The sequence below is a fragment of the Burkholderia sp. MS455 genome (assembly GCF_016899445.1).
GTDB lineage: Bacteria > Pseudomonadota > Gammaproteobacteria > Burkholderiales > Burkholderiaceae > Burkholderia > Burkholderia pyrrocinia_C.
In genome coordinates this window covers 2,453,079-2,478,441 of record NZ_CP041778.1, presented here as the reverse complement: position 1 = coordinate 2,478,441, position 25,363 = coordinate 2,453,079, and the positions used below count along the sequence as shown (strand labels likewise).

The 25,363-nt window shown below is 60.6% G+C and carries 16 protein-coding genes and 2 pseudogenes; 9 read left to right on the top strand and 9 right to left on the bottom strand.

The window, feature by feature from the left end; genetic code table 11:
- Positions 1–34 precede the first annotated feature (34 nt).
- The 6 genes and pseudogenes from codA to FPJ27_RS15400 form a co-directional block, all read right to left on the bottom strand.
- Positions 35–1,288 carry a cytosine deaminase gene (gene codA / locus FPJ27_RS15420; protein WP_204421707.1) on the bottom strand — a complete coding sequence of 418 codons (1,254 nt, stop codon included), beginning with the start codon at positions 1,286–1,288 and terminating at the stop codon, positions 35–37.
- Between the two features lie 45 nt (positions 1,289–1,333).
- Positions 1,334–2,629 carry a cytosine permease gene (gene codB, locus FPJ27_RS15415; RefSeq protein ID WP_204421706.1) on the bottom strand — a complete coding sequence of 432 codons (1,296 nt, stop codon included), beginning with the start codon at positions 2,627–2,629 and terminating at the stop codon, positions 1,334–1,336.
- Positions 2,630–3,020: 391 nt separating this feature from the next.
- Positions 3,021–3,218 (bottom strand): annotated as a pseudogene (locus FPJ27_RS36550) (LysR family transcriptional regulator); the annotation flags it as partial.
- Positions 3,219–3,282: 64 nt separating this feature from the next.
- Complete coding sequence (locus FPJ27_RS15410; protein WP_204421705.1) at positions 3,283–4,464, bottom strand: fumarylacetoacetate hydrolase family protein; 1,182 nt, start codon at positions 4,462–4,464, stop codon at positions 3,283–3,285.
- A 32-nt stretch (positions 4,465–4,496) separates the two neighbouring features.
- A complete protein-coding gene (locus FPJ27_RS15405; RefSeq protein WP_204421704.1) occupies positions 4,497–6,278 on the bottom strand; it encodes an IlvD/Edd family dehydratase in 1,782 nt (593 codons plus the stop codon).
- A 218-nt stretch (positions 6,279–6,496) separates the two neighbouring features.
- Positions 6,497–7,534 carry a LacI family DNA-binding transcriptional regulator gene (locus FPJ27_RS15400; RefSeq protein ID WP_204421703.1) on the bottom strand — a complete coding sequence of 346 codons (1,038 nt, stop codon included), beginning with the start codon at positions 7,532–7,534 and terminating at the stop codon, positions 6,497–6,499.
- Between the two features lie 273 nt (positions 7,535–7,807).
- On the opposite strand from FPJ27_RS15400, the gene FPJ27_RS15395 reads away from it, so the two are divergent.
- Positions 7,808–9,154, top strand: a complete 1,347-nt coding sequence (locus tag FPJ27_RS15395; RefSeq protein WP_204421702.1) for an MFS transporter — start codon at positions 7,808–7,810, stop codon at positions 9,152–9,154.
- 68 nt (positions 9,155–9,222) lie between these two features.
- Here FPJ27_RS15395 and FPJ27_RS15390 read toward each other — a convergent pair.
- Positions 9,223–9,564: pseudogene (locus tag FPJ27_RS15390) on the bottom strand (hypothetical protein); the annotation flags it as partial.
- Positions 9,565–10,122: 558 nt separating this feature from the next.
- Here FPJ27_RS15390 and FPJ27_RS15385 point away from each other — a divergent pair.
- The 6 genes from FPJ27_RS15385 to FPJ27_RS15360 all read left to right on the top strand — a co-directional run bounded on the left by FPJ27_RS15385 (position 10,123) and on the right by FPJ27_RS15360 (position 20,602).
- Entirely contained in the window at positions 10,123–12,345 is a 2,223-nt protein-coding gene (locus tag FPJ27_RS15385) for a LamG-like jellyroll fold domain-containing protein (protein ID WP_204423228.1), read from the top strand.
- 59 nt (positions 12,346–12,404) lie between these two features.
- Positions 12,405–14,759: a dockerin gene (locus FPJ27_RS15380; protein WP_204421701.1), complete on the top strand. Its 2,355-nt coding sequence runs from the start codon at positions 12,405–12,407 to the stop codon at positions 14,757–14,759.
- A 570-nt stretch (positions 14,760–15,329) separates the two neighbouring features.
- Positions 15,330–16,001 carry a hypothetical protein gene (locus FPJ27_RS15375; RefSeq protein ID WP_204421700.1) on the top strand — a complete coding sequence of 224 codons (672 nt, stop codon included), beginning with the start codon at positions 15,330–15,332 and terminating at the stop codon, positions 15,999–16,001.
- Positions 16,002–16,009: 8 nt separating this feature from the next.
- Positions 16,010–18,001, top strand: coding sequence for a Mu transposase C-terminal domain-containing protein (locus FPJ27_RS15370; RefSeq protein WP_239483212.1), 1,992 nt, complete (start codon positions 16,010–16,012; stop codon positions 17,999–18,001).
- Between the two features lie 10 nt (positions 18,002–18,011).
- Positions 18,012–18,992 (top strand): ATP-binding protein, encoded by a 981-nt coding sequence (locus FPJ27_RS15365; protein WP_204421699.1) that lies wholly within the window; start codon positions 18,012–18,014, stop codon positions 18,990–18,992.
- 110 nt (positions 18,993–19,102) lie between these two features.
- Positions 19,103–20,602: a hypothetical protein gene (locus FPJ27_RS15360; RefSeq protein WP_204421698.1), complete on the top strand. Its 1,500-nt coding sequence runs from the start codon at positions 19,103–19,105 to the stop codon at positions 20,600–20,602.
- Between the two features lie 366 nt (positions 20,603–20,968).
- On the opposite strand, the gene FPJ27_RS36545 is transcribed toward FPJ27_RS15360, so the two are convergent.
- Entirely contained in the window at positions 20,969–21,148 is a 180-nt protein-coding gene (locus FPJ27_RS36545; RefSeq protein WP_239483314.1) for an MbcA/ParS/Xre antitoxin family protein, read from the bottom strand.
- A 1,232-nt stretch (positions 21,149–22,380) separates the two neighbouring features.
- Here FPJ27_RS36545 and FPJ27_RS15350 point away from each other — a divergent pair.
- Complete coding sequence (locus FPJ27_RS15350; RefSeq protein ID WP_204421696.1) at positions 22,381–22,803, top strand: hypothetical protein; 423 nt, start codon at positions 22,381–22,383, stop codon at positions 22,801–22,803.
- Positions 22,804–23,046: 243 nt separating this feature from the next.
- Here FPJ27_RS15350 and FPJ27_RS15345 read toward each other — a convergent pair whose 3' ends face one another.
- The gene (locus tag FPJ27_RS15345; RefSeq protein ID WP_204421695.1) at positions 23,047–23,352 is read right to left on the bottom strand and encodes an H-NS histone family protein; all 306 of its coding nucleotides are present in this window, start codon (positions 23,350–23,352) and stop codon (positions 23,047–23,049) included.
- Positions 23,353–23,933: 581 nt separating this feature from the next.
- On the opposite strand from FPJ27_RS15345, the gene FPJ27_RS15340 reads away from it, so the two are divergent.
- Positions 23,934–25,217 carry an IS256 family transposase gene (locus FPJ27_RS15340; RefSeq protein WP_204420906.1) on the top strand — a complete coding sequence of 428 codons (1,284 nt, stop codon included), beginning with the start codon at positions 23,934–23,936 and terminating at the stop codon, positions 25,215–25,217.
- The last annotated feature ends 146 nt before the right edge of the window (positions 25,218–25,363 follow it).

Genomic DNA, 25,363 nt, shown 5'->3' with positions numbered 1-25,363 from the left:
ACCAGCATGTCGGACCAGCGTCGTCGTTGCCCGCTCAACGCGTGCCCGCTTCAGGATAGGTGATGCGTTCCGGCGCGCGCTGCATGATGACCTTCCCGGCGCGGAGCGACATTCGCACCTTTGCCTGCTTGCGTATCACTTCATAGTCGCAATCGGCATCGAGGATCAGCAGATTGGCCGGCCGCCCGACGGCGATGCCATAACGATCGCCCAGCGACATCGCATGTGCGCTGTGCTCCGTGACGAAGTCGAGGCATCGCTGCAGGTCGTCATAACCGAGCATGTGACACACGTGCAGGCCGACGTCGAGGATGCGCAGGATGTTGCCGTTGCCGACGGGATACCACGGATCCTTGATCGAATCCTGTCCGAAGCACACGTTGATGCCGGCGCGATCGAGTTCCGCCACCCGCGTAATGCCGCGTCGTTTCGGGAAGGTGTCGAAACGTCCCTGCAGGTGGATGCTTTCGGTCGGACACGATACAAAATGGATTCCCGACCGTTTCAGCAAGCGGAACAGCTTCGAGCAGTAAGCGTTGTCGTAGGAACCCATGGCGGTCGTGTGGCTGGCGGTGACGCGCGCGCCCATCCCGCGAACCCGCGCTTCCTCGGCGAGCACCTCCAGGAAGCGCGAATGCGGATCGTCGGTCTCGTCGCAATGGACATCGACCAGACAGCCCTTGCGTTCCGCGAGATCCATCAGGAACTTGATGGAACTCACACCCTGATCGCGGGTGTTCTCGAAATGCGGAATACCGCCGACGACGTCGGCGCCCATTTCGATCGCGCGCTCCATCAGCGCACGTCCGTTCTCGAACGATTCGATGCCTTCCTGAGGGAAGGCGACGATCTGCAGGTCGATCAGATCGCGCGCCTCGTCCCTGACCTCGAGCATCGCCTTCAATGCGGCAAGCGTGTGATCGGTGACGTCCACGTGCGTGCGCACGTGCTGGATGCCGTTGTCGCGCAGCATCCCGATCGTGGTGTGGGCGCGGGCTTTCGTATCGTCATGCGTAATGGTGGCCTTGCGCTGGCCCCACCGCTCGATGCCTTCGAACAGCGTGCCGCTCATGTTCCACTCGGGCTCGCCGGCGGTCAGCGTCGCATCCAGATGGATATGCGGCTCGACCAGCGGAGGGATGACGAGATTGCTGCCTGCATCGATGACGTCGTCTCCTGGCTGCGTCAGCTGCGACGGCTGGAGGTCGATGCCGCGAATCGTGTCCGTATCGATGTCTATCGTGAAGAGGCCGCTATGGCCGCGCAATCTGGCGTTGACGATTTTCATGAGGATTCCTTTTGTTCGTGAGGGCCGGGCGGGCGTGAAGCGAAATCATTCACCCTGGACGGACGGTTCGCGGGAGAACGCACGGGAAATCTGCAGCAGCGCGATGTAGGCGGCGGCGGACGCCGCGATGCCGACGATCGGTGCGATCCACGGCGATGTATAGGCGAGTATGGCGCCGATCGCATACGCGGCCAGACCGACCGGATTGAAGCGCGGCAGGCGGGCGGTGGCAAGCGACGGGTATGTCCCGCGATGGCGGTACCAGTAGTCCGCCATGATCACGCCGCCGACGGGAGGAATGATCGAGCCGAGCAGCACCAGGAACGGGATCAGCAACTCGTACATCCCGCCGACCGCGAGCACGATGCCGATCGCCGCGCCCACCAGTACGAGCGTGCGGCGCCGTTCGGTGCGCAGCAGATGGCATCCGGCGGCCGCCACGTTGTACATCGTCGGCCCCTGGATGGTCCAGAGATTGAGGCACAGCATCACGACCGCTGCGATCGACAGGCCTTGCAGCATCATCACCTCGACGATGTCGGCTTGCTGATAGACGATTGCACAGTATGCGCCCGCGACGATCATCAGGCCGTTGCCCGCGAAGAATCCGATCATGCTTGCCCACACGGCGCTGCGCGCGCTGCGTGCGAGGCGAGTCCAGTTGGTTGCCTGGGTGGCGCCGCTGGCAAAGGTGCCGATGACCATCGTCACGGCCGCCGAGAACTGCATCGGATGAGACGGCACGACGTGCGTGAGGCCGGCCCAGCCGCCGATATCGCGGGTGGCGATCCACATCGACGTCGTCAGAAGCACGAACATCAACGGCACGGAGACGCGCGACAGCACGTCCATGCCGCGATATCCAATGATGGCCGTGATGGAAAATCCGAAGCCGAAGAGGATCATCAGCGGCGTGGTAACGGAGGCCGGCCACCCGAGCAGCTTGACCAATACGATGGCCACCGTGGCGGTTCCCCATGCGTACCAGCCGAGTTCGGCGAAGCCGAGCAGAAAATCGGACAGCTTGCTGCCGATTTCCCCGAAGCAGAATCGCCCCATCAGCACGGCATTCAGGCCGCTGCGCGCGGCAATCAGCGCGAGCGACGCCGCATAGGCGGCGAGCAACAGGTTTCCGATCACGGCGATCTGGATCATGCCGACGACGTCGAAGGCGACGCCGATCTTGCCGCCGGCAAACATCGTTCCCGTGAAGAACGTGAAACTCAACAACACCATCGTGATGGACAGGAATCCCGTGCGTTTCTCGAGCGGGACTTCGCTTAGCGAGAATTCTCCGTGATCCGATTCGTCCGTCGGGCGTGAATCCTGGTTCGTGGGCATCTTTGTCTCCCGGTCAGCGATTGGCTGGGCCTGAAAGGGTTTGCGGGGGTCGTGCCTGGATGGGTGATGCGCTGTTTCAGCGTGTCATTCTCTCCGGCCAAAATTTTGACGAGGGTAAAAATTTGGGTCGGCGACAGACGAAAACAGGAAACATGACTGTTGCTTCAGAATCCGGAAAAAATTGTACGTTACGTTGGCTCACCCCTTGGGGTGCGAAGTGCTTACGTGCAAATCAACACGGAGAGCGAAACAAAGTGGGGGGCTCTTCAAGTTCCTGAGGATGCCGTTCGGCACTCGCGGAAAGCCGCGCCTGTGGCGTACTTCCGTGAACAGTATCGTCCCGGTTAGACGGTGTTTCATGATCGATGGGCTGCTGGGCGTGCCTTGGCAAGCGGCCGCGCAGGCACGCATGATCGGGCAGTTCGCGCGGATGGGCCGGCCGGCCGCGCCGGTCGAGATAGGCCGGTGCCGCGGCGGTTGCGCGGCGTTGCGGGCGCGGGCCGATCGGCACGGCGATCATGTCCTGTTCGAGGCGTTCGTCGTAGCGAATGCCGGCATCGCAGCCGGCCGCGAGGATATCGGCGAAGCTTGCCGCCGGCCTGTAGTCCGTCGATGCAGTACGCGTACGCCTTCAGGTTGTCGAGCGCCCGGCCTCAAGCAGCAAGCAGCCCGCGCGCGGCCAGATTCGCATACAGCGCGCGCACGCCGAAGGTCCACGGCGCGATCTCCGTGCAAAGCCGCACGGTATTGACGAGCGCGCCGAGCGCGGGCGTGGAGATGGTCACGCGGTCGCCCAGGTGATGCGTGAATCCGCCGCCGGGCGCGTCGCGATCCTGGATCGGCGAGAACATCGTGCCGAGAAACAGCATGAAGCCGTCCGGATACTGGTGATGCGCGCCGCTGGTCTGCGCGACGAGGTCGGCCGGGTCGCGGCTGATCTCGCGCATGTGGCTGATGCCGTCGAGGACGAAGCCGTCGTCCGCGCCTTCGACGCGCAGCGACACGCTGGCCTGCCGTATGCTGTCCAGCGTGAAGCCGTCGTCGAACAGCCGCACGAACGGGCCGATCGCGCACGAGCCGTTGTTGTCCTTGCATTTGCCGAGCAACAGTGCCGAGCGGCCTTCGATGTCGCGCAGGTTCACGTCGTTGCCGAGCGTGGCGCCCACCGGCCTGCCGTTGCTGTCCACCGCCAGCACGATTTCCGGCTCCGGGTTGTTCCAGACCGACACGGGCAACAGACCCACGTCCGCGCCGAAGCCCACTGCGGACATCGGCTGGGATTTGGAAAACACCTCGGCATCCGGGCCGATTCCGACTTCCATGTATTGCGACCACGCGCCGCGGCGCTCGAGTTCGGCCTTCAGGCGCATGGCGGCTTCCGAACCGGGCACGATCCTGGACAGGTCGGTACCGATGGTCGCGGCGATGGTTTCGCGCACGACCCGCGCTTTGGCAGGATCGCCGCCGGCCTGTTCCTCGATCACGCGTTCGATCAGGCTGACGGCGAAGGTGACGCCGCAAGCCTTGATGGCCTGCACGTCGCAAGGGGCGAGCAGATGCGTGGCGCCGGACGCGCCGTCGAGCGCCGCCTGCAGCAGCGGTTTGACGCGGCCGAGCGACTCGCCGGGGGCGGTGCCCGCGATGGCGATCGCGTCGGGGCGGTCGAACAGGTCCGCGGTGGTCGGCACGGTGCGCGTGATGTCGAACATCTCGCCGCCGCGCACGGCGACGACGCTCGGCCCCGCATGGGTACCATCGTGCCGCCACACACGGCCGATCAGCAGGGCCTGCGCAAGGTCGTGCGGCAGGCAGTCGGAAACGGAAGGAGTACGCATGGTCAGCTCGGCAGGAGTCGTGGTCGGTTGGATCAGTGCGAATGGCGCGGGTTGCCGCGTTGCTCGATCACCTTCAGGTACAGCGTGGCCGGTTCGAGGCAGCCGCCGGTGGACAACTGGCCCACGAACCGGCGGTAGAGTTCCTGCCAGGGCGTTTGCGCCTGCGGCACCGTGAAGCTTGCCGTCTCGCGGCGGCGCGCGAGTTCGCCTTCGTCGACGAGCACGTCGACGCTGCGGCGATTCAGGTCCACGCGAATGCGGTCGTTCGTGCGCAGCAGGGCCAGGCCGCCGCCGACCGCAGCTTCGGGCGACATGTTCAGGATCGACGGGCTGGCCGACGTGCCGCTCTGGCGCCCGTCGCCCATGCAGGGCAGCGACGTCACGCCGCGCTTCACCAGGTCGGCAGGTGGCGCCATGTTGACGACTTCCGAACTGCCCGGGTAGCCGACCGTGCCGCAGCCGCGGATCACCAGGATGCAGCGCTCGTCGATGTTGAGCGCGGGGTCGTTGATGCGGGCATGGTAGTCCTCGGGGCCGTCGAACACGATCGCGCGCGCCTCGAACGTGTTCTCCGCGCCCGGGTCGGCAAGATAGGTCTGGCGGAAGGCGTCGCCCACCACCGACATCTTCATGATGGCGCTGTCGAAGAAGTTGCCCGACAGCACCATGAAGCCCGCGCCATGCTTGAGCGGCGCGTCGGGCGTACGGATCACGTCGCGGTCGGCGTCCTGCGCGGCGTCGGCGATCTCGCCGATCGCGCGGCCGGACACGGTCAGGCAGTCGCGCCGCAGCAGGCCGGCCGCATCGAGCTGGCGCAACACGGCGGGTACGCCGCCGGCGCGGTGAAAGCTCTCCCCGAGGTATTCGCCGGCCGGCATGCAGTTGACGAGTAGCGGCACGGATTCACCCAGGCGCTGCCAGTCGTCCAGGTTCAGTTCCACGCCCATGTGGCGGGCAATGGCGATCAGGTGCGGCGGGCAGTTGGTCGATGCGCCGAGCGCGGAGGCGACGACGACGGCATTCTCGAACGCCGCGCGCGTCATGATCCTCGACGGGCGCAGATCGTCGCGAACGAGTTCGACCGCGCGCTTGCCGGTGGCGTAAGCCATTTGCCCACGCTCGCGATAGGCGGCGGGAATGCTCGCGCAGCCCGGCAGCGACATGCCCAGCGCCTCGGCCAGACTGTTCATCGACAGTGCCGTGCCCATGGTATTGCAGTGGCCGATCGACGGCGACGATGCCGTGGTCAGCTGCATGAACCCTTCGTAGTCGATCTCGCCGGCAGCGAGCAGGTTGCGGGCATGCCAGATCACGGTGCCCGAGCCGACGCGCTTGCCCGCGTGCCAGCCGTCGAGCATCGGTCCGCCCGACAGCACGATGGCGGGCATGTCGACGGTGGCTGCGGCCATCAGGCAGGCGGGGGTGGTCTTGTCGCAGCCGGTCGTGAGCACCACACCGTCCAGCGGAAAGCCATGCAGCACTTCCACGAGCCCGAGGTACGCCAGGTTGCGGTCGAGCGCGGCCGTGGGCCGGCGGCTTTGCTCGGCCAGCGGATGCACGGGGAATTCCATCGGAATGCCGCCCGCGTCGCGAATGCCTGCCTTGGTGCGCTCGGCCAGTTCGATGTGGTGGCGGTTGCACGGCGCCAGGTCGCTGCCCGTCTGCGCAATGCCGATGACGGGGCGGCCCGACTGCAGTTCCTCGCGCGTCAGCCCGTAGTTCATGAAGCGCTCGACGTAGAGCGCGGTCATGTCTGCGTGCGCAGGATCGTCGAACCACTCCTGGCTGCGCAGGCGGCGAGGGATTTGTGACATGGCGGGCTGTCTCCGAAGGGGGCCGTTTTCGGTTATGCGTGCCGGATAGTTACCGGTAACATTTCAATGGATGTTAGCACGGGGATTTTGCGTGGCGGAAGGGAATTTTGCGTGCGAGCAGCGGAAGGGGCGGGGGGCGCGTGCTGCCGCGGCGGCGCGTCCGTCCGGCATCGGCGCACGCCGATGCGTGCGACGGTGCGATGCGCCCGGTCAGTGTGTCACGCGCTTTGCCGCGCGACGATCGTGTAGTCGATGCGGATGCGGTGAGGCTCGGCGCGTTCGCCGTCGTCGCGCGCCTGCAGCGCCTCCAGCAACGCCTGGCCGGTGCGCAGCCCGATGCCGTATGCGTCGACCGACACGGTGGTGATGGTCGGGTGGCAGCACGTCGCCACTTCGAAGTTCCCGAAGCCGGCCACTGCGATGTCCGCGGGCACGGACAGGCCGCGCCGGTGGCATTCCATGATCGCGCCGAACGCCGACATGTCGCTCACGCACATCACGGCATCGGTGTCCGGCCACTGCGCCAGCAGCGCGGCCATCGCGGGCCCGCCGTGGCTCATGGTGATCGGCGATTCACCGAGCCGGACGATGCGCGGCTCGCCCAGCCGCGATGCCTTGATTTCCGCCTGGTAGCCCTTGAGGCGATCGAGGCCGCGCCGATCCAGTTCGCTCGCGCCGCCGAGAAAGCCGATGCGCCGGTAACCGCGATCGGCCAGATGCCGCACCATCGCACGCGCGGCGCGTACGTTGGAGAAGCCCACGGCGGTGTCGATGGGGCGCGTGGGCAGGTCCCACATCTCGACCACGGGAATGTCCGAGCGCTCGAGCACCTTGTGCGTCGCATCGGTGTGCTGTGCACCGGTCAGCGCGATGCAGCGCGGCTGGTGACGCAGCATCGAACGCACCAGCCGTTCCTCGCGCTCCAGGTCGTAGTCGGTGTCGCCGAGCAGCAGTTGCAGGCCGTGCGGTTCGAGTGCGTCGGTCAGGCCGCGCACGGTGTCCGAGAAGTTGGAGCTCGACAGCGACGGCACCAGCACCGCGACGAATTCCGACCGCCCTGACGACAGCGCCCCGGCGGCAGCATCGGCCACGTAGCCGAGCTGATCGATCGCGCGGCAGACCCGTTCGCGCGTCTCGGCGGCCACGCCGTGGCCGGCAAGCACGCGCGACACGGTCATCTTCGATACGCCGGCGAGGCGCGCTACATCGGACATGCGGGGCGGTCCGGCAGGCCGGACGGCGGTGGGGCTGGGCATCGGAATCGCGATCGGGAAAGCCTGTAAAGGCTACATCATACCGGTGCGGCATACCGCGCTGGCCGCCTGCGGCGCACTAGGGTAACCACTCGTTCGTCGGGGCTTGAACGCGCCTGTCGCAGCATGCTACCTTTGTTTTGTTACCGGTATCAGATCACCGGCCGCTCCCGTCGCCTCGCAGGCGTTTTTTTTGCGACGGGATGTTATCGGTAACATCCGTGCATCCGGAACACGCCGGTACGAAGAAGACCTACACGATCAGGAGACAAACCGATGCCATCCATCACGCAGACCGCTGCCGCACCGGCCGCGGCCGATTCGTCCGAGGACGCCCTCTATCGCAAGGTCATGCGGCACATCCTTCCGTTGCTGCTGCTCTGCTATGTCGTGGCCTACCTGGACCGCGTCAACGTGGGCTTCGCGAAGCTGCAGATGCTCGACGACCTGGGCCTGAGCGACAGCGTCTATGCGCTCGGCGCCAGCGTTTTCTTCTGGGGTTATTTCCTGTTCGAGATGCCCAGCAACCTGTTGCTGCACCGCTACGGCGCGCGCTTCTGGATCGCGCGGATCATGATCACATGGGGCATCGTGTCGTCGTCGATGGCCTTCATCGTGCCGCTCGCACAGTTCTTCCACGTGCAGACGTCCACCATGTTCTACACGCTGCGCTTCCTGCTGGGCCTGTGCGAAGCCGGCTTTTTCCCGGGCGTCATCCTGTACATGAACTACTGGTTCCCGGCGCGTCGCCAGAGCGTGGCCATGTCGGGTTTCCTGGTCGCGATCCCGTTGAGCCTGACGCTGGGCAGCGTGGTTTCCGGGTGGCTGATGGAGCAGACGCACGGTTTGTCGGGCATGAGCGGCTGGCAATGGATGCTGCTGCTCGAAGGGCTGCCGTCGATCGTGGTGGCGTTCATCGTGCTGGCCTGCCTCGGCGACGGGCCGCAGTCGGCGAAGTGGCTGTCCGCCGACGAAAAGGCGGTGCTGTCGCGCAACCTCGAATCCGAGGCAGCGCACAAGTCGCACAGCATCGGCGCCGCGCTGCGCAGCCCGCGTGTCTGGCTGCTCACCTTCATCCTTCTCACGTTCAATACCGGCTTCTACGGGCTCGCCTTCTGGCTGCCGTCGATCATCCGTGCTTCGGGCGTGCGCAGCCCGCTGCACATCGGCCTGCTGACCGCCATTCCGTACCTGACGGCAATCTTCGCGATGGTGTGGAACGCCTCGCACTCGCGCAAGACCGGCGAACGTCGCCTGCATGCGGCGATTCCCGCGCTGATCGGCGGTGTCGGCCTGATCTCGAGCGCGGCGTGCGCACATAACGTGGCGCTGTCGATCCTGTTCCTGACCATCGCGACGTGCGGGATCCTTGCGTTGATGCCGATCTACTGGACCTTTCCCGGGCAGATCCTGTCCGGCACGGCCGCGGCCGCCGGCATTGCGTTGATCAACTCGGTGGGGAACCTGTCCGGCTTCACGGGTTCGATGATCACCGGCATCGCGAAGGAAATGACCGGCAACATCAACAACGGAACTTACGCACTGGGCGCCTGCCTGCTGGTCAGTTGCGTGCTGATCGCGTTGATTCCGCGCGGCATCCTGCAGCCGCCGGCCGGGCGGTAGGCCGTTCGCACTCCGTCACGTCGCGGGCTTTCGCATCGTGCGGCCCGCCCGGCGTCCGCTGCGTTGCGCACGACGCACTCGCGCACCGGCGACACGCCGAAGCGCGCGAACAGCGCCTTCGCCTGTGCTTCGTCGAGCGGCCCGCACGGCAGGTCCTGGACGTCGATGCCGGTTGCCGCAGCAGTCGCGTCGGCCATGGGCCCCGCCACGCACGCGCGCCGGCGGCCGGCGTCCATGCGCGCGACCTCGGGGTTGACGAGATCGGCGGCGAGTGCAACGAGTGCATTGTTGGGCGTTTCGACGGTCCGCGCGATCTCGCTGACCAGGACGGCGGCGACGTTGCGGGACGTCTCGTGCGCATGCTCGACGACTTCGCTTCGCGCGGCCCACAGCGTCACCGCACTGATGCCAGGCGGCGTGTCGTTCGGGTCGTCGACGGCTTCGTCCTCGTGATCGAGCCGGAACAGCGCGGCGACCGGGCCGAAAGTTTATTCGCAGGTCAGTTGCACGCAGTCTTGAATCCATGACGAAAAACGGCAAGGATAACGCCCGCGAAATATATCGCTGGCACGATAGTTAACAGACCTGACAAAGTCATTGCGGTGGAACCGAAACGACCGAATGCATCGACCTCGCGGATTGCTCGTGAGAACGGCCTGAACGTCGATATGGTTTGCGAATGGCGGCAGCGGTAGCTGAAAGAGTTGCCATCGACAAACCTCCCGCGGAACACGCGAATCTGGATCGCATCGGGTGACCGGGCGGGCAGGCCGGTGTCGGCAAGGCTGCAGTTGTCGAAGGTCTGGCGCGCCAGATCGCCTCCGGCGCACATTGAACCCGGGCGCTTTCATCATTAGCGACAACATGGAGTGAATGGATATATGAACAGCAATCAGGTAAAGGGGGCAGCGCTGTCGGACAATGCGTGCGAAGCGGACGATATCAGGAGTCCTTCGCGCCGGCACTTCATGGTGGGGCTGGGGGCGTCTTTGCTGGCCGGTTGCGGGGGCGACGGCGACAGCGCCGTGAATGTCGCGCAAGCAACGACGCGCAGCGGCGGTCAGCCGAGCGCGACCACGCCAACATTGCTCGACGCACCTTCACCGGAGAAGACGCCTGTCGCGCTGCGGGAGAGCACCGTGCAGATCCAGGGCTTCACGCATCCGGGTCTGTTGCATACCGAGGCGGATTTCGCGCGCATGCGCGCCAAGGTGGGTGCCAAGGCCTCACCCTGGATCGATAGCTGGAACGTACTCGTCGCCAACGGTCACACGCGCCTGACGAACAAGCCGAACCCGCAGGTCGGCATCTATCGTGGCAACGACCCCACGCATGGTCAGAATTACGGCGCCCTCTATAACGACATCGCCGCCGCCTATGGCGACGCGCTGCGCTGGAAGGTGTCGGACGACAAGCGCTACGCCGACAAGGCCGTGGAATATCTGGACCGATGGGCCTCGACGCTGACGACGCTTGGCGGCAGCGACGTGGCGCTCGCCGCCGGCATCTACGGCTACGAATTCGCCAACGCAGCCGAAATCATGCGCAGCTACAGCGGCTGGAGTCCGTCCGGCCTCGCCGCGTTTCAGGCGATGATGCGCAATGTCTTCTACCCGGTCAGCCATGCTTTCCTGACCCGTATCGACACCGCCATGGACACGCACTACTGGGCCAACTGGGGCCTGGCCAACATCGCGTGCGTCCTGGCCATCGGCGTGCTGTGCGACGATGCCGAACTCGTCAACGAGGCCGTTACCCATTTCAAGACGGGCGGCAGCAACGGCTGCATCCGGCAAGCCGTGTACTACATGCACCCCGGCAACCTCGGACAATGGCAGGAAGCCGGCCGCGATCAGGGCCACAGTGTGCTCGGCATTGCATTGACCGGCGCCATTTGCGAGATGGCCTGGAATCAGGGCATCGACCTGTACGGCGATGACAACAACCGCTTCCTCGCAGGCGCGGAATACGTGGCCAAGGCCAACCTGACGCAGGCGGACGGCACGTTCTACCCGGTGCCTTTTGTCACGTACGAGAACAGCGCAGGCGTCATCCAGACGCAGTTCTCCACCGGTGGGCAAGGCGGCGCCCTGGGGCGGCCCTGCTGGGCGCTGGTGGCCAATCATTACATCAACCGCAAAGGCCTGGCGGCGCCGTACACCAAGCGCGCGGCGGACTCGGTGGCACCGGAGGGTGGGGGCGGCAACTACGGGCCCAACAGTGGCGGGTTCGACCAGCTTGGCTATGGCACGCTCACCTGCACGCTGGACCCCGGCACCCCCGCCGCAACGCCGACCGGCCTGACCGGCTATGCAAGCGCGGGCAAGGTGGTGCTGTCGTGGTGGGGCGCGAGCAATGCCACCAGCTACGACGTCAAGCGCGCCACCATTGCCGGCGGACCGTACAGCACCATCCGGAGCGGTATCACCGATCTGCTGACCTATACCGATATGCCGGCCGGTGCCGGCACGTATTTTTATGTCGTGACAGCGCAAACGATTGCGGGCGAATCGGCGCTCTCCAACGAAGTGAAAGTGATCACGGCGCAGCAGCTGCTCGCGCACCTCGCGTTTGATGAAGGTGGCGGCATCACGGCCGCCGATAGCTCGGGCAACGGGCGCAATGGCACGCTCAACGGCGCAACGTGGGCAGCGGGGCGCAGCGGCAACGCGGTCTCGCTCAACGGCTCGGGCGCCTACGTGGCGTTGCCCGACGATCTGCTGACCGAAGTGTCGGACTTCACCATCGCGGCCTGGGTGTTCTGGAACGGCTCGCAAACGTGGGCACGCCTGTTCGATTTCGGAACGGGCTTTCACCGTTACATGATGTTCACGCCGCGCGCGCAGTTGCGCAACGGCTGGGCGGGGGCGCGCTTTGCCATGACGGCCAACGGCCCCGGCGATGGCCCTCCGGAACAGATCATCGACGCCCCCACCGAGCTGCCGAGCAAGCGATGGGTGCATGTGGCCGTCACGCTATCGGGTTCGACCGGCACGATGTACGTGGACGGCACGCCCGTCAGTACCAACACGGCGATGTTCCAGGCGCCGTTCCGCCTTGGCAGTACCACGCAGAACTGGCTGGGCAAATCGCAATACCACGACGCCACGTTCAACGGCCTGATCGACGATTTCCGCATCTATCGCGGTGCGCTCAGCGCTGCGCAGATTGCATCGCTCATGGCGATTTGATTGTCGCCGGGCCCGATGGCTGGCCCGGCGATGGACCTCTTCCTTTAAGGGATTCTCTGATGACCATGTTTTCTCAACGATGGATGGCCGCTATGGCGATGGCGTGTGCGCTATGGGGCTGTGGCGGCGGATCCGAGGGCACGACAGGCGCAGGCAGCGGCACCGGGACACAAGGCGGCGCCATGGGCGCGACCAATGTGGGCGCCTATGTAGGCACCAATCGTGGCCAGATCGACGGGCCAGCGGCCAGCTGGACCAGCGTCAAGTGGGGCGGCGGCGGCTATGTCACCGGCCTGATCTACCATCCGACCAACGCGGGCCTGCTGTATGCACGCACCGATGTTGGTGGCGCGTACCGCTGGAACGCGACCAACTCGACATGGACACCCATCACCGACGGCATCGGTTTCGGTGGAGGCGAGGGCGATTTCCATGGTGTCGAAAGCCTCGCGCTCGACCCGAACAACGACCAGCTCGTCTACATGACGACAGGCATAACCGTGACGCAGGGTCGTAATGGCCGCATCTATATCTCGAGCGACCGTGGCAACACCTGGACACACTATGACCTGCCGTTCCCGGTGGGCGGCAACGACAACGGCCGGGCCACCGGCGAGCGCCTGCAGGTCGACCCCAACAATCCCTCGACGCTGTTCTACGGATCGCGCACGGCCGGCCTGTGGAAGAGTGTCGATTCGGGCCGCACCTGGGCCCAGGTCACGGGGCTGTCCGCCACCACGGTCAGCGGCGGCAATTCCCCGATCGGCGTCGAGCAGGTCGTCTTCGATACGTCGGGCAAAGGTAGCGGCCAGCCGACCTGGATCATGTGGGCTACCGTCGCCCCGGACTACGCCCACGCGGCGGGCCTGACGTCGCCCTTGTACAAGTCCACCAACGGCGGGGCCTCGTGGACGCCGGTGCAGGTCCCGTCCACGGTGTCCGGATACTACATCCCGCACGTCGTGCGCACGCCCGACGGCAATTTCTACGTGGTGTTCAACTCGGGTGTCGGCCAGGGCATCGGCGGTCCCAGCTACCTCTACAAGTACGGAGCCAGTAACAACAGCACCTGGACGCTGCTCAACAGTTCCACCGGCAACGGCTTTGGCGGCCTGTCCGTCTCCGGTCTCGGCTCGACCGCCCGTATCGCCCTGGGCATGACCGGCTGGAACGACACCAGCAAGACCGTGCAGCTATCCGACGACGGTGGCAATACGTGGCACGAGATCGAGGCCGGCATGCCGCATACGGGCATTGCCGCGGGTGGCTGCGCCGGCTGGGTCGAGGGCGTCACGATCGACCCCGCCAATCGTGACCACATCATGCACGTCCACGGCGGCGGCATCTGTGAAACCATGAACGCCTCGTCGGCCACGCCGATCTGGAGTCCGAAAGTCAACAACCTCGAGGAGACCGTCACCCTGGCTCTCGTCACGGCGCCGCCCGGTGCGTCGTACAACTTCATCAACAGCGCGGGCGACATCGGCACGTGGGTCAATACGGACCTCTCGACGAGGCCGACGAAAGGCCCCTTGAGCACATGGAGCAGCGGCAATTCGGCCGACATGTCGTGGTCCGATCCGACGTACATCGCCGCCGCTGGCGTCGACAACGCCAACGGCCATGCCACCAAGGGCTTCTGGTCAGGCGACAGCGGCAATAGCTGGGGGACGTTCGCGTCCCTGCCTGCCGGCGCAGCGGCGAGCCAGAGCAACGTGGGGAACCTGGTGGTCCCGTCCCGCAGCAACGTGACCTGGGCACCGCCCGACTCGGTGCCGTCGTACACCACAAACAACGGTACGAGCTGGACCTCAACCAACCTTCCTGCGTTCACCGCCACCTGGAGCGGCTTCCCTCGGGCCTATCGCCTGGCCGCTGACCGCAAGAACCCCAATAAAGTCTATGCGTACGATTCGGGCGGCGCGTCGTGGAGTTGGCAGGGCGGCAAGGTTTACGTGTCGACCGATGGCGGCCATACGTTCGCGCTGAGCACGGGCTCCGTGAATGCGAACCTTGCCTGGAATGCCTGGCGGGATACGTCGATCGCGGTGAACCCGAACGCCGAGGGCGACCTCTGGCTGGCCGACGGCACGGCCGTGTACCACTCGGTGGACTCGGGGGCGACCTGGACGAAGCTCGGCGCCTTTGCGTCGGCCAACGGCACGCTGGGCGCCACCGTGATCGCCTTGGGCAAGGCACGGACCGGTTCGCCGTACTCGGCCGCGGTCTACGTGGAAGGCACGCTGAACGGCGTCTGGGGCATTTACCATTCCGACGACGGTGGTGCCACGTGGGCGCGCTTCAACGATGACATGCACCAATTCGGCGACTCCGGCGTGATGGCCGGCGACTGGAACACGTATGGCAGGATTTACGTCAACGGCGCCGCTCGCGGCCTGATCTATAGCAATTGAGGTTGATCGACCTGTCGACCGTCCGGTTGCGGTTTGCAACCGGACGGAGGGCATGGACGAATGGGGCGCTACAGGCTGCTCGGGCAGCTTGCGATCGTCGCAGTCCTCACGCTGCTTGAGCACGCAACTGCAACAGCGTGCGAGAACGTCTCCCATCGCATGATCATGTTTAGTTCCTCGGACTGAAGTCCGACGAACTAAAGTTGCTTCACTCCGGGCTGCGGCTAGACGCCGACGCGACAGATTCTTGGGGGCGGCACTCAAACTTTGGAAGTATGTTTTCTTCCCAAAAAATGGAACTAAAGTTTCGCCAATACTGCCGCGTGAACTAAAGTTGTTCGATTCCAGAGCTTCGTGCGTTCGAGGCGGCGCGATGACGGATGACGCTGAGGCGTATGCCATTGCCAGATTGCTGCGAAGCTTCCTGTTCGCCCGACTTCTGCGATGACAGACTTGTGGCCCCTCTTGGAATTTTGATCGCCGGAGGAGTGAAGAAAGGCCGCGAATGAACTAAAGTTGGTTGAGACGTGCTTGGCAGACGCTTTGGTCTCTGGATCGTCGGAGGTATTCATGGCATCCCATTCCACGCTGTCATCGCAGCAGCGCGCGAACGTTTTGAAGGCGTACCGGTATCGCGGTAGGCGGGATAGGCAACTGTATCTCACTTACAGCGTTAAGATGGATCGCGACTGTATTCTGTCCTCAAATTATCGTTTCCTACATTGGCTGCTTTATCTAGAGGCAGATCACAATGTGATGACGTTCGAGATTTGCGACGAAGCCTCAGCGGAAAAGGTGGCCGTGATCAAGGGGAGTGTCGATGCATGGGTGACGACGCGAGACCGTCATATTATCGGCCATCGAATCCTTGCAGATGAACGCGCGGCGGCAGAGCGTTCTGAATTGTCAGACCATGCGTGTCTTGAGGTCGAAACGAGGATCATTCTGCAATCTGATCTTCGTACAAAGTCGGTTCTCGCCATGCGATACGCGAAAATCGTCTGTTTTGGTACCGCCTTGAGAGATCAACGACTGGAATCCCAGACGATGCTGGTGACGGAGGTTGCCCGTTCGATGAGTAGCGGCACCGTTGGTCAGTTGCTTCGCGAAGTGCCGAGCGTTGATGACCCAGTAGCTAAGGGGCTGATTGCGCGTTTGGCACTCACAGGCTGGTTGAGTCTCGATGTGTCGCACCGCGGGTATACATCAGACACTCAATGGCAGTGGGAGGGGGCGACGTGAGTCGTTTCATGAATGGTCTGAGAAGCCGTGGCGAATTGCTGGCAGCGGCGCCACCGCTTGAGATGTGGCCATCGCTCGATGCGGTGCATGGCGAGAATAAAGATGCCGAGGAGATTGATAAAAGAGTCGTGGCAATCAAGATGTTGACGGCAGGAAAAACGTATCGGCAGATTAGGCTGCTCACAGGTCTGCATCGATCTACGGTACGTCGATTGATGACAAAATGCCTTGAAGTCGCGGAAGATGGTCGGATCCAGGGGTATCGGGCACTGGTGCCCTATGTACACCTCCGACCGAATGTTCGACAAACCTCGATTGGAGCCAAGCGGCCAGAACAGCATGGCGGTATGTCGGGCGCTCTTGGCGCAATACTGGCACGATTTCCAGACCTTAGTGGAAGCCTCTCCGAAAAGATTAAACGAGACAAGAGCGGTAAGCCAACCGGCTATCACCCGACCGGTATGGCGTTGGTTCGTTTTTTTCATAGCGCACTGCGTAATAGAAAAGTCGGACCGAATGAGTGGCCATTCAACACAAAGTATGGAGGCAGGCGCTCGATCGCACGTTACATGCGGTCGCTGCTGTATGGGTCATTTGACGATATCGTGGAGCACAAGGGTAATTCAGATGCAAAGGCGCTCGCCGCGACTGGGAAAGGGTATTCGCTCACAATTCCGTGCGAGGAACCGTTCGATATCGTTGAGATTGATGCATACCATGTTGATGCCTTTCTGTCGGTTCTGTTTGAGACGCCTGATGGGACAACCACCGAAGTAACATTGCAGCGACTATGGTTGCTTGCGGTAGTCGACCGACTAACGACAGCGATTCTCGCCTACAGCGTTGTCTTTTCGAGCGAGGTGACGGCCGATGATGTCGTCGCAGTGATGCGTCGTGCCATCGTGAACATTTGGAAACCAAAAAAACTAACTATACCCGTTGAATATCTCCCCGGAAGCGGGCTGCCAAGCGGCGTTATTCCTGATGCTGCGAATGCAGTTTGGACGCTGACGATGTTGGACGGAGCGCTGGCAAATCTAGCTACGAAGATTCATGACGTTGTTCGTAGGAGTGCGGGGTTTATGATCAATTGGGGACCACCAGGTCATTTTGAACATCGTCCAAACGTCGAAAAGACATTCAGCAAGATTGCAAGTAACGTGTTCAAGCGGCTTCCGTCAACGACCGGCAAGGATCCGAAGCACGGCAGGGCGAAGGATGCTATCGAGAGTGCGACTAAATATTCCGTCCGAGCGGATGAGGTGGAGCAACTTGTTGACGTCCATTGGGCGGAGCACAATGCTACTCCAGGTGAGCGCAATTATTTCAGATCTCCGTTAGAGACGATGCAGCAATTTCTATGTGGAGATAATCCTAAGTGTATGCTTCGAAGAGTGCCAACCGATGTGATGGGGCGGCCCAGGCTGGCATACCGTAGGGTTGTCAAAACTGTCAGAGGATCGGTCACATCAGGGCGGCGGCCATATATTCAGCTGGAAAACGTACGTTATACGAATCCGCTGCTCGCAAACTCTGCTTGGCTCATTGGGAAGGAAATCATAATTTACGTCGATGATGACGATTTAAGGCAGGTCTGGGCGTACCTCGCGACTGGAGAGGAATATGGGGTCCTGGTGGCAGACGGTAAGTGGGGTATGACGAAGCACAGTTTGACGACGCGAAAAGCGATCTTCAGCCTTGTTTACAGGCGCGTCATTGTGCTCAGCCAAACCTGCGACCCGGTCGCCGATTATTTGAATTATCTTGCTGGCAAGGCGGTTAGGAAAGGCAAGCACGCGGGGCCTGCGCCGAAAGCTGCGACCGAGGCCGTACGAGTTGCAAACGACGCGGGCATGGTTCCGCGATTCGGGCAAGAGGTTGATGCCGCGCACGCTTCTTCCATCGACATAGAGCCCGTATCTGCGCCACTGAAGCTCTCGGTACTCAAGCCTTTGCCTGAGGATTTTTTTACGGTGAAGAACGAAACCAGACGTCGGTAAGGAGGGGGATATGGTGGAGCCTGACGATAGGCAGCCTGAAAAACCGCCGGGTGGGTGGACGGAGGCACATCGTATTGAACTGCTTGGACGACATCCCTTGGCGTGCAGGCGCTATACGATTCCTACGCCGATGGTTCAGTATGCGTACCAGGCCATCAGGGAGCGGGTATATGCCCGGCGCACGGGTCTTGTTTTCATCGGTAAGACTCGTTACGGAAAGACGACCTGCGCATATGCCGCACTACAGTATCTGCTACAGGAGTTTCCAACAATCCACGCCATCTTTGTTCCTGCACGATCTACGCAACGTACTAACGACGGTCACGCATACAGAGTCATCCTGAAGAGCGAGCATCATATCTGTGCCGGACGCACGGATCCAGACGCGCTATTTGATAATTTGGTTTCGGAGATTGAGGTTGCTTTATATGCAAAGGGTGGGGATCAATTTGTGATGATACTGGATGAGATTAATTTATTCAAGCAGCAGGATATAGTCAAGCTTCTCGAGCTTGGCAACGCGCTTCAAAAGCAAAATATCACAATGACAGTGATATCGTTTGCCCAGCCAGATGTTGAGCAGCTAATTACCAGTCTTCAGAAGCAGAATTTGAATCAATTGATTGCTCGCTTCTTTCGGCGGCCAAAATCATTTGATGGCTGCACAACACAAAAGATGCTCGAAATTGTTCTTCGCTATCTGGATGAAAAAAGTGAGTGGCCGGAAGGCTCTGGTTGGAGCTATACGGAATTCTTTTTTCCGATGGCATTTCGGAAGGGATTTCGCTTCTATAGGTATTCTGATATTATATGGAATGAATTGGATGCGGTGATGCGAGGGCCGGAAGGCGGTATTTGCATGGAGGCCGTCTCAATGACTATCGAATGGTTATTCCTGTCTCTTCATCAGGACGACGATGAGGTATTTGTGTTGAAGCCGAGCGATGTTCAGAATGCCATCCGAGCATCAGATTATGGCTGGGGCGTGTAGTGGGTAGGGAAATTGGAGCGGGTAGCGGCCAATTCTTTAGCGCCCGACTAACTTGGCTAGCAGGGAGCATCGCACCATATGAAGCAGCATGGTCGGTGTTTGCAAGGGTGATGGCGACGAACTATTTGTCTTGGGGTGAATTCCGCCGATTGCTGTCTCCACCTCAAGGCAAGGTAGCCGCGCGAGGAGCCGAGTTTGTCTCGGCGCAAGGCATTGCACTGGAAACCTACGCCGATCTTTTGGGCGAGAACCAGTCGATTATCGAAACGGGATTTCTGGACACATTGGGCTTCCCGGCGGCAGTGTTGAATACACGAGGGATTCGTCGTTGCGAGGCGTGTGCGAGGGCTGGTTATCATTGTACGTTATTTTCGATTAAAGCCTTGACGCACTGTCCATGGCATCAAACGAGACTTACGCGTGGTTGTGTAACATGTGCCAAAACTATACGAACAGCGGGACGACGCACGCTTCGAGATGCGGCGATTTGTCCTGCATGTGGTTCTTGTGTTGTTGATCCGGCTTGGCGGTTGTCAGGAGTTACGGATTTAAAAATCATTCAGGAATCCGAAAATTGCTGTGGCAAAATTGTAGAGTGGTGGCGGTCAGTCTGTAGCAGGGAACCGGATGCCGATGAGCTGTTTGGGGATGTGCTGGGTTCGGATGGTACGAAAATCCAGAAGGATATGAATCAGCTAAAATGGGGTGCGATGTTTGCGCTGGCCCGGCCCCCGGACTTTGGGATGAATCATAGTGGAACGCCGGCTACTGTTCTTCGTTGGCGGGCGAGCAAGGATGATCATGTGAACGAAGGCGACACGCGGGGAATGCTTGATGTACAGCGCTATCGCTCAGTGCGTCGGCATATATTTCGCAGATTCGTTCGCCCTCATCGGCGTTGTCTATCAATTCTAACGTCTGGAGAACAGGCGGACTTGTACTATCTCGATCGCGAGCATGCATGTACCGTCTGCATCGCATTCATTGCATGGAGGAAGGCGCTGGAACAATGTGATGAGATGACTGTGCGAGCACTCGATTCGGTCCTGAAGACTGATGCGGCACTTCCGAGAGGTGAGACATATTCATTCCGCACGTTAAACCCAAATTCGAATTTGACAGATTTTCGAGCTATATCAGACGTGCGTGATTCAGTCCCATCGAGCCAGCGTTGGAAGCTGCGGTTACCTATCGCAAACGGAGGAGGGATTCCTGCTGAGTTGGTGCCGCATTTTCTATATGCGGAATTCCTGCGGATCTGGATGGAATTGGAGGTGTGCCATATTGGCTTCAATATCAAAGTCATTGTTGATCCACTTGTGGCGCGCAATTCACCCCTACCGATGGCGCAACTAGTCTCGAGCAATTTGCGTTCTACAGAGCCGTTATCCATCTGGAAAGTTGTTGTCCCGAACGTCCAGCTGCTCGCAGAAAAGGCGCGGGAGCGCTGTTCTCATCGAGAATTGAATCAGTGCTCGATGTTCAACGGTCGAAATCCATACCCTTCTGAAGGATTCTCGTGGCAGCTGCTGAAGCCATATAGCGCGGTGTTCCTGCTCCGATATCGCCGCGGCGGAAGTTCTCGAATATGGCGATACATCCTTCCATAATGAGGTCAAACCGATATTTCGTCGGAAATTTCTCAGTACGTATCGATTTCCATGCGTTCGAACGTTCGGCCGTCTGTCAAATTCCTTCGGATGGGGTCACTTCAAACTCCTCTATATGAACGGGTGTTCTGTGTTTCGACGGACAGGATGGGGTGCAGCTCTAATCCTTTGTCAACACGTCAGTCAAGCAGCGCATACTCAAATTCTTGCGAAGCTGGGGGAGGAATCCGGCCAAGATGGAGAAAAGGTATTTCCAAGCGCCGATTGCGAACGTTGCACTTGCCAGCGCCCATCTGACAGAGTGAAAAGGGGAAATTGGAGTCGGAGTCGCGGACGGAATTTGGTGGTTACTGGCCACGAAACGGTCTACCAGTATGTCCCAGTTTGGGCGCTTGCCAATAGCCTTGAGATTAGATCTATGCCCTCGGGAGTGTGAAGATAGTCCACTGGGCGTTTGCCGGCGAGAGCCGGGACTGGTGAAAGAAGCCAGTCGAGGAGCCAGGATCGTGCGTCAAAATTATCCGAACTCCCGGATTCATCAACCATCTTCTGAACTTGCGCAGTCAGCGTTTCAATGATCGCAGGCGGGATGCATTGTGAATATGAACTCGTTAGCGGCAGGCCTTTGATGCCGCCCTTCCTAGGGATGGGCATACACACCTCGCGTCGACTTGACGTCAGTTGCCTAGCGACGTCGGATCGAAAGTATAGCATGGCACGGTGTTGATCTCGTCGTCTTAAGGCTCGTTGCTTCAACGAATGCGGGAATCGGCGAACACATTGTGGCAATTCGTCCTTCGTTGAACAAAGTGTAACGAATTCGTTCGCATTTTGACAAAGTGAATATATATGGTTCCGCGCAAGTCGTCGAGGGCAGATCTCTGCGTCAGTTGATGGGCCCCAGTACGGAGATATGGTTCCATGCATACGCCGAAAAAATGCTTCCTGTCTGATTTTCGTGTTCCATGTAGGCTTTTAACACATTCCTCAACGAAGCGCGAGCAGTTAGTGACGGTGGCCAGTGAAATAAGTGCGGAACAAAATCGAGTCGACGCTCGAGTCGGGGATGAAGCTTGCCTAAGCCGGCAAGTCAGGAATGTATGCGATCGACAATTCATCGATGACGTCCTGGGCGCACTTTGCCCTTGATTGACACCTTTGCGGGAGAGGTGTGCTGTGATGCGGTGCTTTTCCAGGCAAGATGGGCGCCGGCGCCAGCCATACCTTGGGTACGTATAGGTTTGGCGGGATGCTTGCATACTCGCTCAGCACTGGTCGGCTGGCTATCGAGTCAAACCAATCAGCGCCCATGATCGCGATCGCTAACGGGATGTCGCGCGTGCCACCGACAAAGTGCCAATTGCCGGTGAGCTTAGCTCGATACGTCCAGGTTAGGGGCCTGTCGTTTCGCCGCCCCGGGAACTCGCAACGGAGGGCGTCGCCCATGTTGGTTCGAGGCCGATCGACCTAGCCGCCGTACTCGAGATAGGGAACGAACATCGCGATGGACGTTGCTAATTTTTCCTTTCGACAATGCAGCAGACCTTACCGTTGGTCGATTCGATTGTCCAGTTTTCCAGTAGGTGCTTACGTGCTTGGCGTCGGCGGAGGGGGCGGAGTTTGGCTTCGTCGTGCGACGGGCAGGGGGACGAGCATTGAAATGCTCAAAAGCAAGACTTTTCTTGCATTACAGGGATGCGGCATGCGTACACTTCTTAACTGGCGGGTAAAGCAGTGCCATCTCAAGTAATGGAAAAACGCAGATGGGAAAGAGGCAGATGGAATACGATGAATCTGGTGTGGTTGTGTTGACGACTTTTATCGTTCTGGTCATAGCGGGTTTGATGTGGAAATTCTCCGCGGCGTTAGGCGTGGATTTTCTGGCAGCGGTGTCGATTTTCCTTCGTGTTTCTGCGCTTGCGATCAGTGTCGCTGTCGCATGCTGGGTGTTTGGGCGGCTGAATATTTCTTGTATAAAATATATTGGTCCAATCGCGCTGGCTCTATTTTGGGTGTGTTGGTGGCCCGCCCTCGATTTTTGGGCGACGCAATCTGATGTATTTCGTGCGTTGGGATCTACGTCGTCGGATTTCAATTCATCTAATTCGATTTGGTGGGATGCGTGGTATGTCAAGGGAGGGGTGTTTTTTGCGCTTCTCGGTACTGGATACTCAGTTCGATGGCTTTTCCGTCGTCGCTAGGGCGTTGTTTGGCAGGGGCGGTTGGGTTGACCTGTGTCGCGTGTATGGGTGAAATGGCGGTATTGTAATATACGAAGCGAGGTGGCGGTGCAAGTCCACCGGGAACGTCGGCGTGGTATTGGAGGACGGCCCCGGTGGTCGATGCACATTCGGCGATGGGTGTGGTTGGGAATTCCGAGCGGAGCGAGAATGGCTTCTCTGGAACAATGGCACAAACAACGCACCGTTAAGTCGGATGTATCGTTATTGTTGCTCGGGGTGAATGAGAAACCGCTCGCGTCGTTTTCCCTTGATCCACGCCGGCTCGCGCCCGCGTCCGCTCCACGTCGCCCCGGTTTTCGGGTCCTGATACTTGGGGGTGGCGGCAGAGTGGTTTGCTTGGCGCCTGGCCGCGCGTTGGCGGCCAAATACTTGCTCCACCGTCAGCCCATATTCGGCCACGCGGGCGCGGATATCTTGCAGTATGGACGTCAATTCCTCTTGGCGGGCGACTTCTGCTTGGCGAAGGATTTCCTCGGCTTGAGCCTTGAGTTTCAGGTAGTTCGTCATGAATTTTCTCCGTTGAATTGCACAATAATCGAGCCAGTGATCTGGCATCTGATTGTGCGAGGTGAGATGCGCGTTCCAGGTGGCGTGAAGTGTTGATTCCAGTGCTTTTTCAGATCGGATGAGTGTCGTAAGACAAAATTGTGTGATCGCAAAGGTTCAATCCCAGTCAGTATAAGTCAGTAAGCTTCGATGCGTGTGCTATCTAGCCAAAAAAATGAGTTGACGGCAATTGTATTGCCTGGCCGAGGTCGTGAGTGTCTGCGGTGGCGAGCAAGGAATGGAAGGCGTCTACGGGTGAGTGAAGCTCATGGGGGAATTGGGCTGTCGGATCGATGTATTTCCCTTGGTGTGTTTCGGATATCGAGATGGGGCGCTCGACATCGTGCGATTCGATGGAGCGACGTTTTGCTAGCCTTCAGTGTTTTGCTGGCACTTATGCCGGATTGGCGCAGCCGCAAAGTTTTGAGAGCTAATGTCGGAAGTGGTGTACGGCGGTGTGGAGCGGAATCGGCGGGAGGCGGTGGCGATTGCAGGAGAATGTTGCTTTCCAAGGTAACGAACCCAGCAACCAATCCACCACCATGGCGAAACGTAATCGGGAAGCGAACGACAGTCAAGCAACGGAAACAGAATTCAAGGGGCCCGTCGGCCTGGACGAGTTGATCCAGCAAGGCGCGCGGCAGATTATCCAGCAAGCGATCGAGGCGGAATTGAAGGCATTGCTCGAGCAATATTCGAACGTGAAGACGCTGGACGGCCGGCGGGCGATCGTGCGCAACGGCTATCTGCCTGAGCGAGACGTTGTCACGGCAATCGGACCGGTAACGGTCCAGGTGCCGAAGGTCCGCGATCGCTCGGGCTCGGGGGTAAAGTTCAACTCGGAGATCGTGCCGCCCTACGTGCGCAAGTCGCCGCGTGTGTCGTCGGCGCTGCCGTGGCTGTATCTGCGCGGCGTCTCGACCGGCGACATGAGCGAAGCGCTCAGCGTATTGCTCGGCGACCAGGCGAAAGGCCTGTCGGCAAATACCGTCATTCGTCTCAAAGCGATCTGGGCGGACGAATTCGCGCAATGGAACAATCGGGACTTGTCGGCGGCCCGCTGGGTCTACTGGTGGGCCGACGGCATTCATACTGGGGCGCGCAGCGAGGATTCCGACGGGCAATGTCTGCTGGTGATCATCGGCGTGAAGCCAGACGGCAGCAAGGAACGCGTCGCGCTCGCCGACGGCTACCGCGAGTCGAAGGATTCGTGGGTCGAGCTACTGCTCGATCTGAAGGCTCGCGGTCTACAAGCCGGCCCACTGCTAGCCGTCGGCGACGGCGCGATGGGCTTGTGGGCGGCACTCGAGGAAGTGTTCCCGCAGACGCGGCACCAGCGCTGCTGGTTTCACAAGATCGGCAACGTGCTCAACGCGTTGCCGAAGTCGCAGCAGGGCAAGGCCAAGGCCGCGCTCGCGGAGATCTGGAACGCCGCGACGCGCGCCGATGCGATCGTCGCCTACGATCAGTTCGTCGCGACCTATACGGCCAAATATCCGAAAGCTGTCGAGAAGGTCACGAAGGATCGCGACGAGCTGCTCGCGTTTTACGACTTCCCGGCCGAGCACTGGCAGCATGTGCGCACGACGAATCCGATCGAGTCGACCTTCGCGACGGTCCGCCACCGCACGACCCGCACGCGAAACTGTCTGTCGCGCGCGACCTTCCTCGGCATGGCCTTCAAGCTCATCGAAGCAGCAGAGGAATCATGGCGCCGCATTCGCGGTGTCGACAAAATCGAACAGATCTTGAACGGCGTGCCCTTCAAGGACGGAACACCGGTGACCGAGAGCACACCGGCTCCTGCTCAACCGCTTGCCGCTTGATCATGCTGCTCGACTGTCGTACACCACATTTGACATTAGCTCAAGTTTTGAGAAGCTCAGGGGCATGACGGTAACTTGCAGTAATCGAACGTATTGCGCAATCGTTTGCGAAGCGGGCTGATGCGTCGTAGCGATGCAACAGGATT

Bases quoted from the DNA above. Each gene is read 5' to 3' on its own strand.
- codA (WP_204421707.1), bottom strand. From the start codon at position 1,288: ATGAAAATCGTCAACGCCAGATTGCGCGGCCATAGCGGCCTCTTCACG.
- codB (WP_204421706.1), bottom strand. From the start codon at position 2,629: ATGCCCACGAACCAGGATTCACGCCCGACGGACGAATCGGATCACGGA.
- FPJ27_RS15410 (WP_204421705.1), bottom strand. From the start codon at position 4,464: ATGCGTACTCCTTCCGTTTCCGACTGCCTGCCGCACGACCTTGCGCAG.
- FPJ27_RS15405 (WP_204421704.1), bottom strand. From the start codon at position 6,278: ATGTCACAAATCCCTCGCCGCCTGCGCAGCCAGGAGTGGTTCGACGAT.
- FPJ27_RS15400 (WP_204421703.1), bottom strand. From the start codon at position 7,534: ATGCCCAGCCCCACCGCCGTCCGGCCTGCCGGACCGCCCCGCATGTCC.
- FPJ27_RS15395 (WP_204421702.1), top strand. From the start codon at position 7,808: ATGCCATCCATCACGCAGACCGCTGCCGCACCGGCCGCGGCCGATTCG.
- FPJ27_RS15385 (WP_204423228.1), top strand. From the start codon at position 10,123: ATGGTGGGGCTGGGGGCGTCTTTGCTGGCCGGTTGCGGGGGCGACGGC.
- FPJ27_RS15380 (WP_204421701.1), top strand. From the start codon at position 12,405: ATGACCATGTTTTCTCAACGATGGATGGCCGCTATGGCGATGGCGTGT.
- FPJ27_RS15375 (WP_204421700.1), top strand. From the start codon at position 15,330: ATGGCATCCCATTCCACGCTGTCATCGCAGCAGCGCGCGAACGTTTTG.
- FPJ27_RS15370 (WP_239483212.1), top strand. From the start codon at position 16,010: ATGAATGGTCTGAGAAGCCGTGGCGAATTGCTGGCAGCGGCGCCACCG.
- FPJ27_RS15365 (WP_204421699.1), top strand. From the start codon at position 18,012: ATGGTGGAGCCTGACGATAGGCAGCCTGAAAAACCGCCGGGTGGGTGG.
- FPJ27_RS15360 (WP_204421698.1), top strand. From the start codon at position 19,103: ATGGCGACGAACTATTTGTCTTGGGGTGAATTCCGCCGATTGCTGTCT.
- FPJ27_RS36545 (WP_239483314.1), bottom strand. From the start codon at position 21,148: ATGGTTGATGAATCCGGGAGTTCGGATAATTTTGACGCACGATCCTGG.
- FPJ27_RS15350 (WP_204421696.1), top strand. From the start codon at position 22,381: ATGGAATACGATGAATCTGGTGTGGTTGTGTTGACGACTTTTATCGTT.
- FPJ27_RS15345 (WP_204421695.1), bottom strand. From the start codon at position 23,352: ATGACGAACTACCTGAAACTCAAGGCTCAAGCCGAGGAAATCCTTCGC.
- FPJ27_RS15340 (WP_204420906.1), top strand. From the start codon at position 23,934: ATGGCGAAACGTAATCGGGAAGCGAACGACAGTCAAGCAACGGAAACA.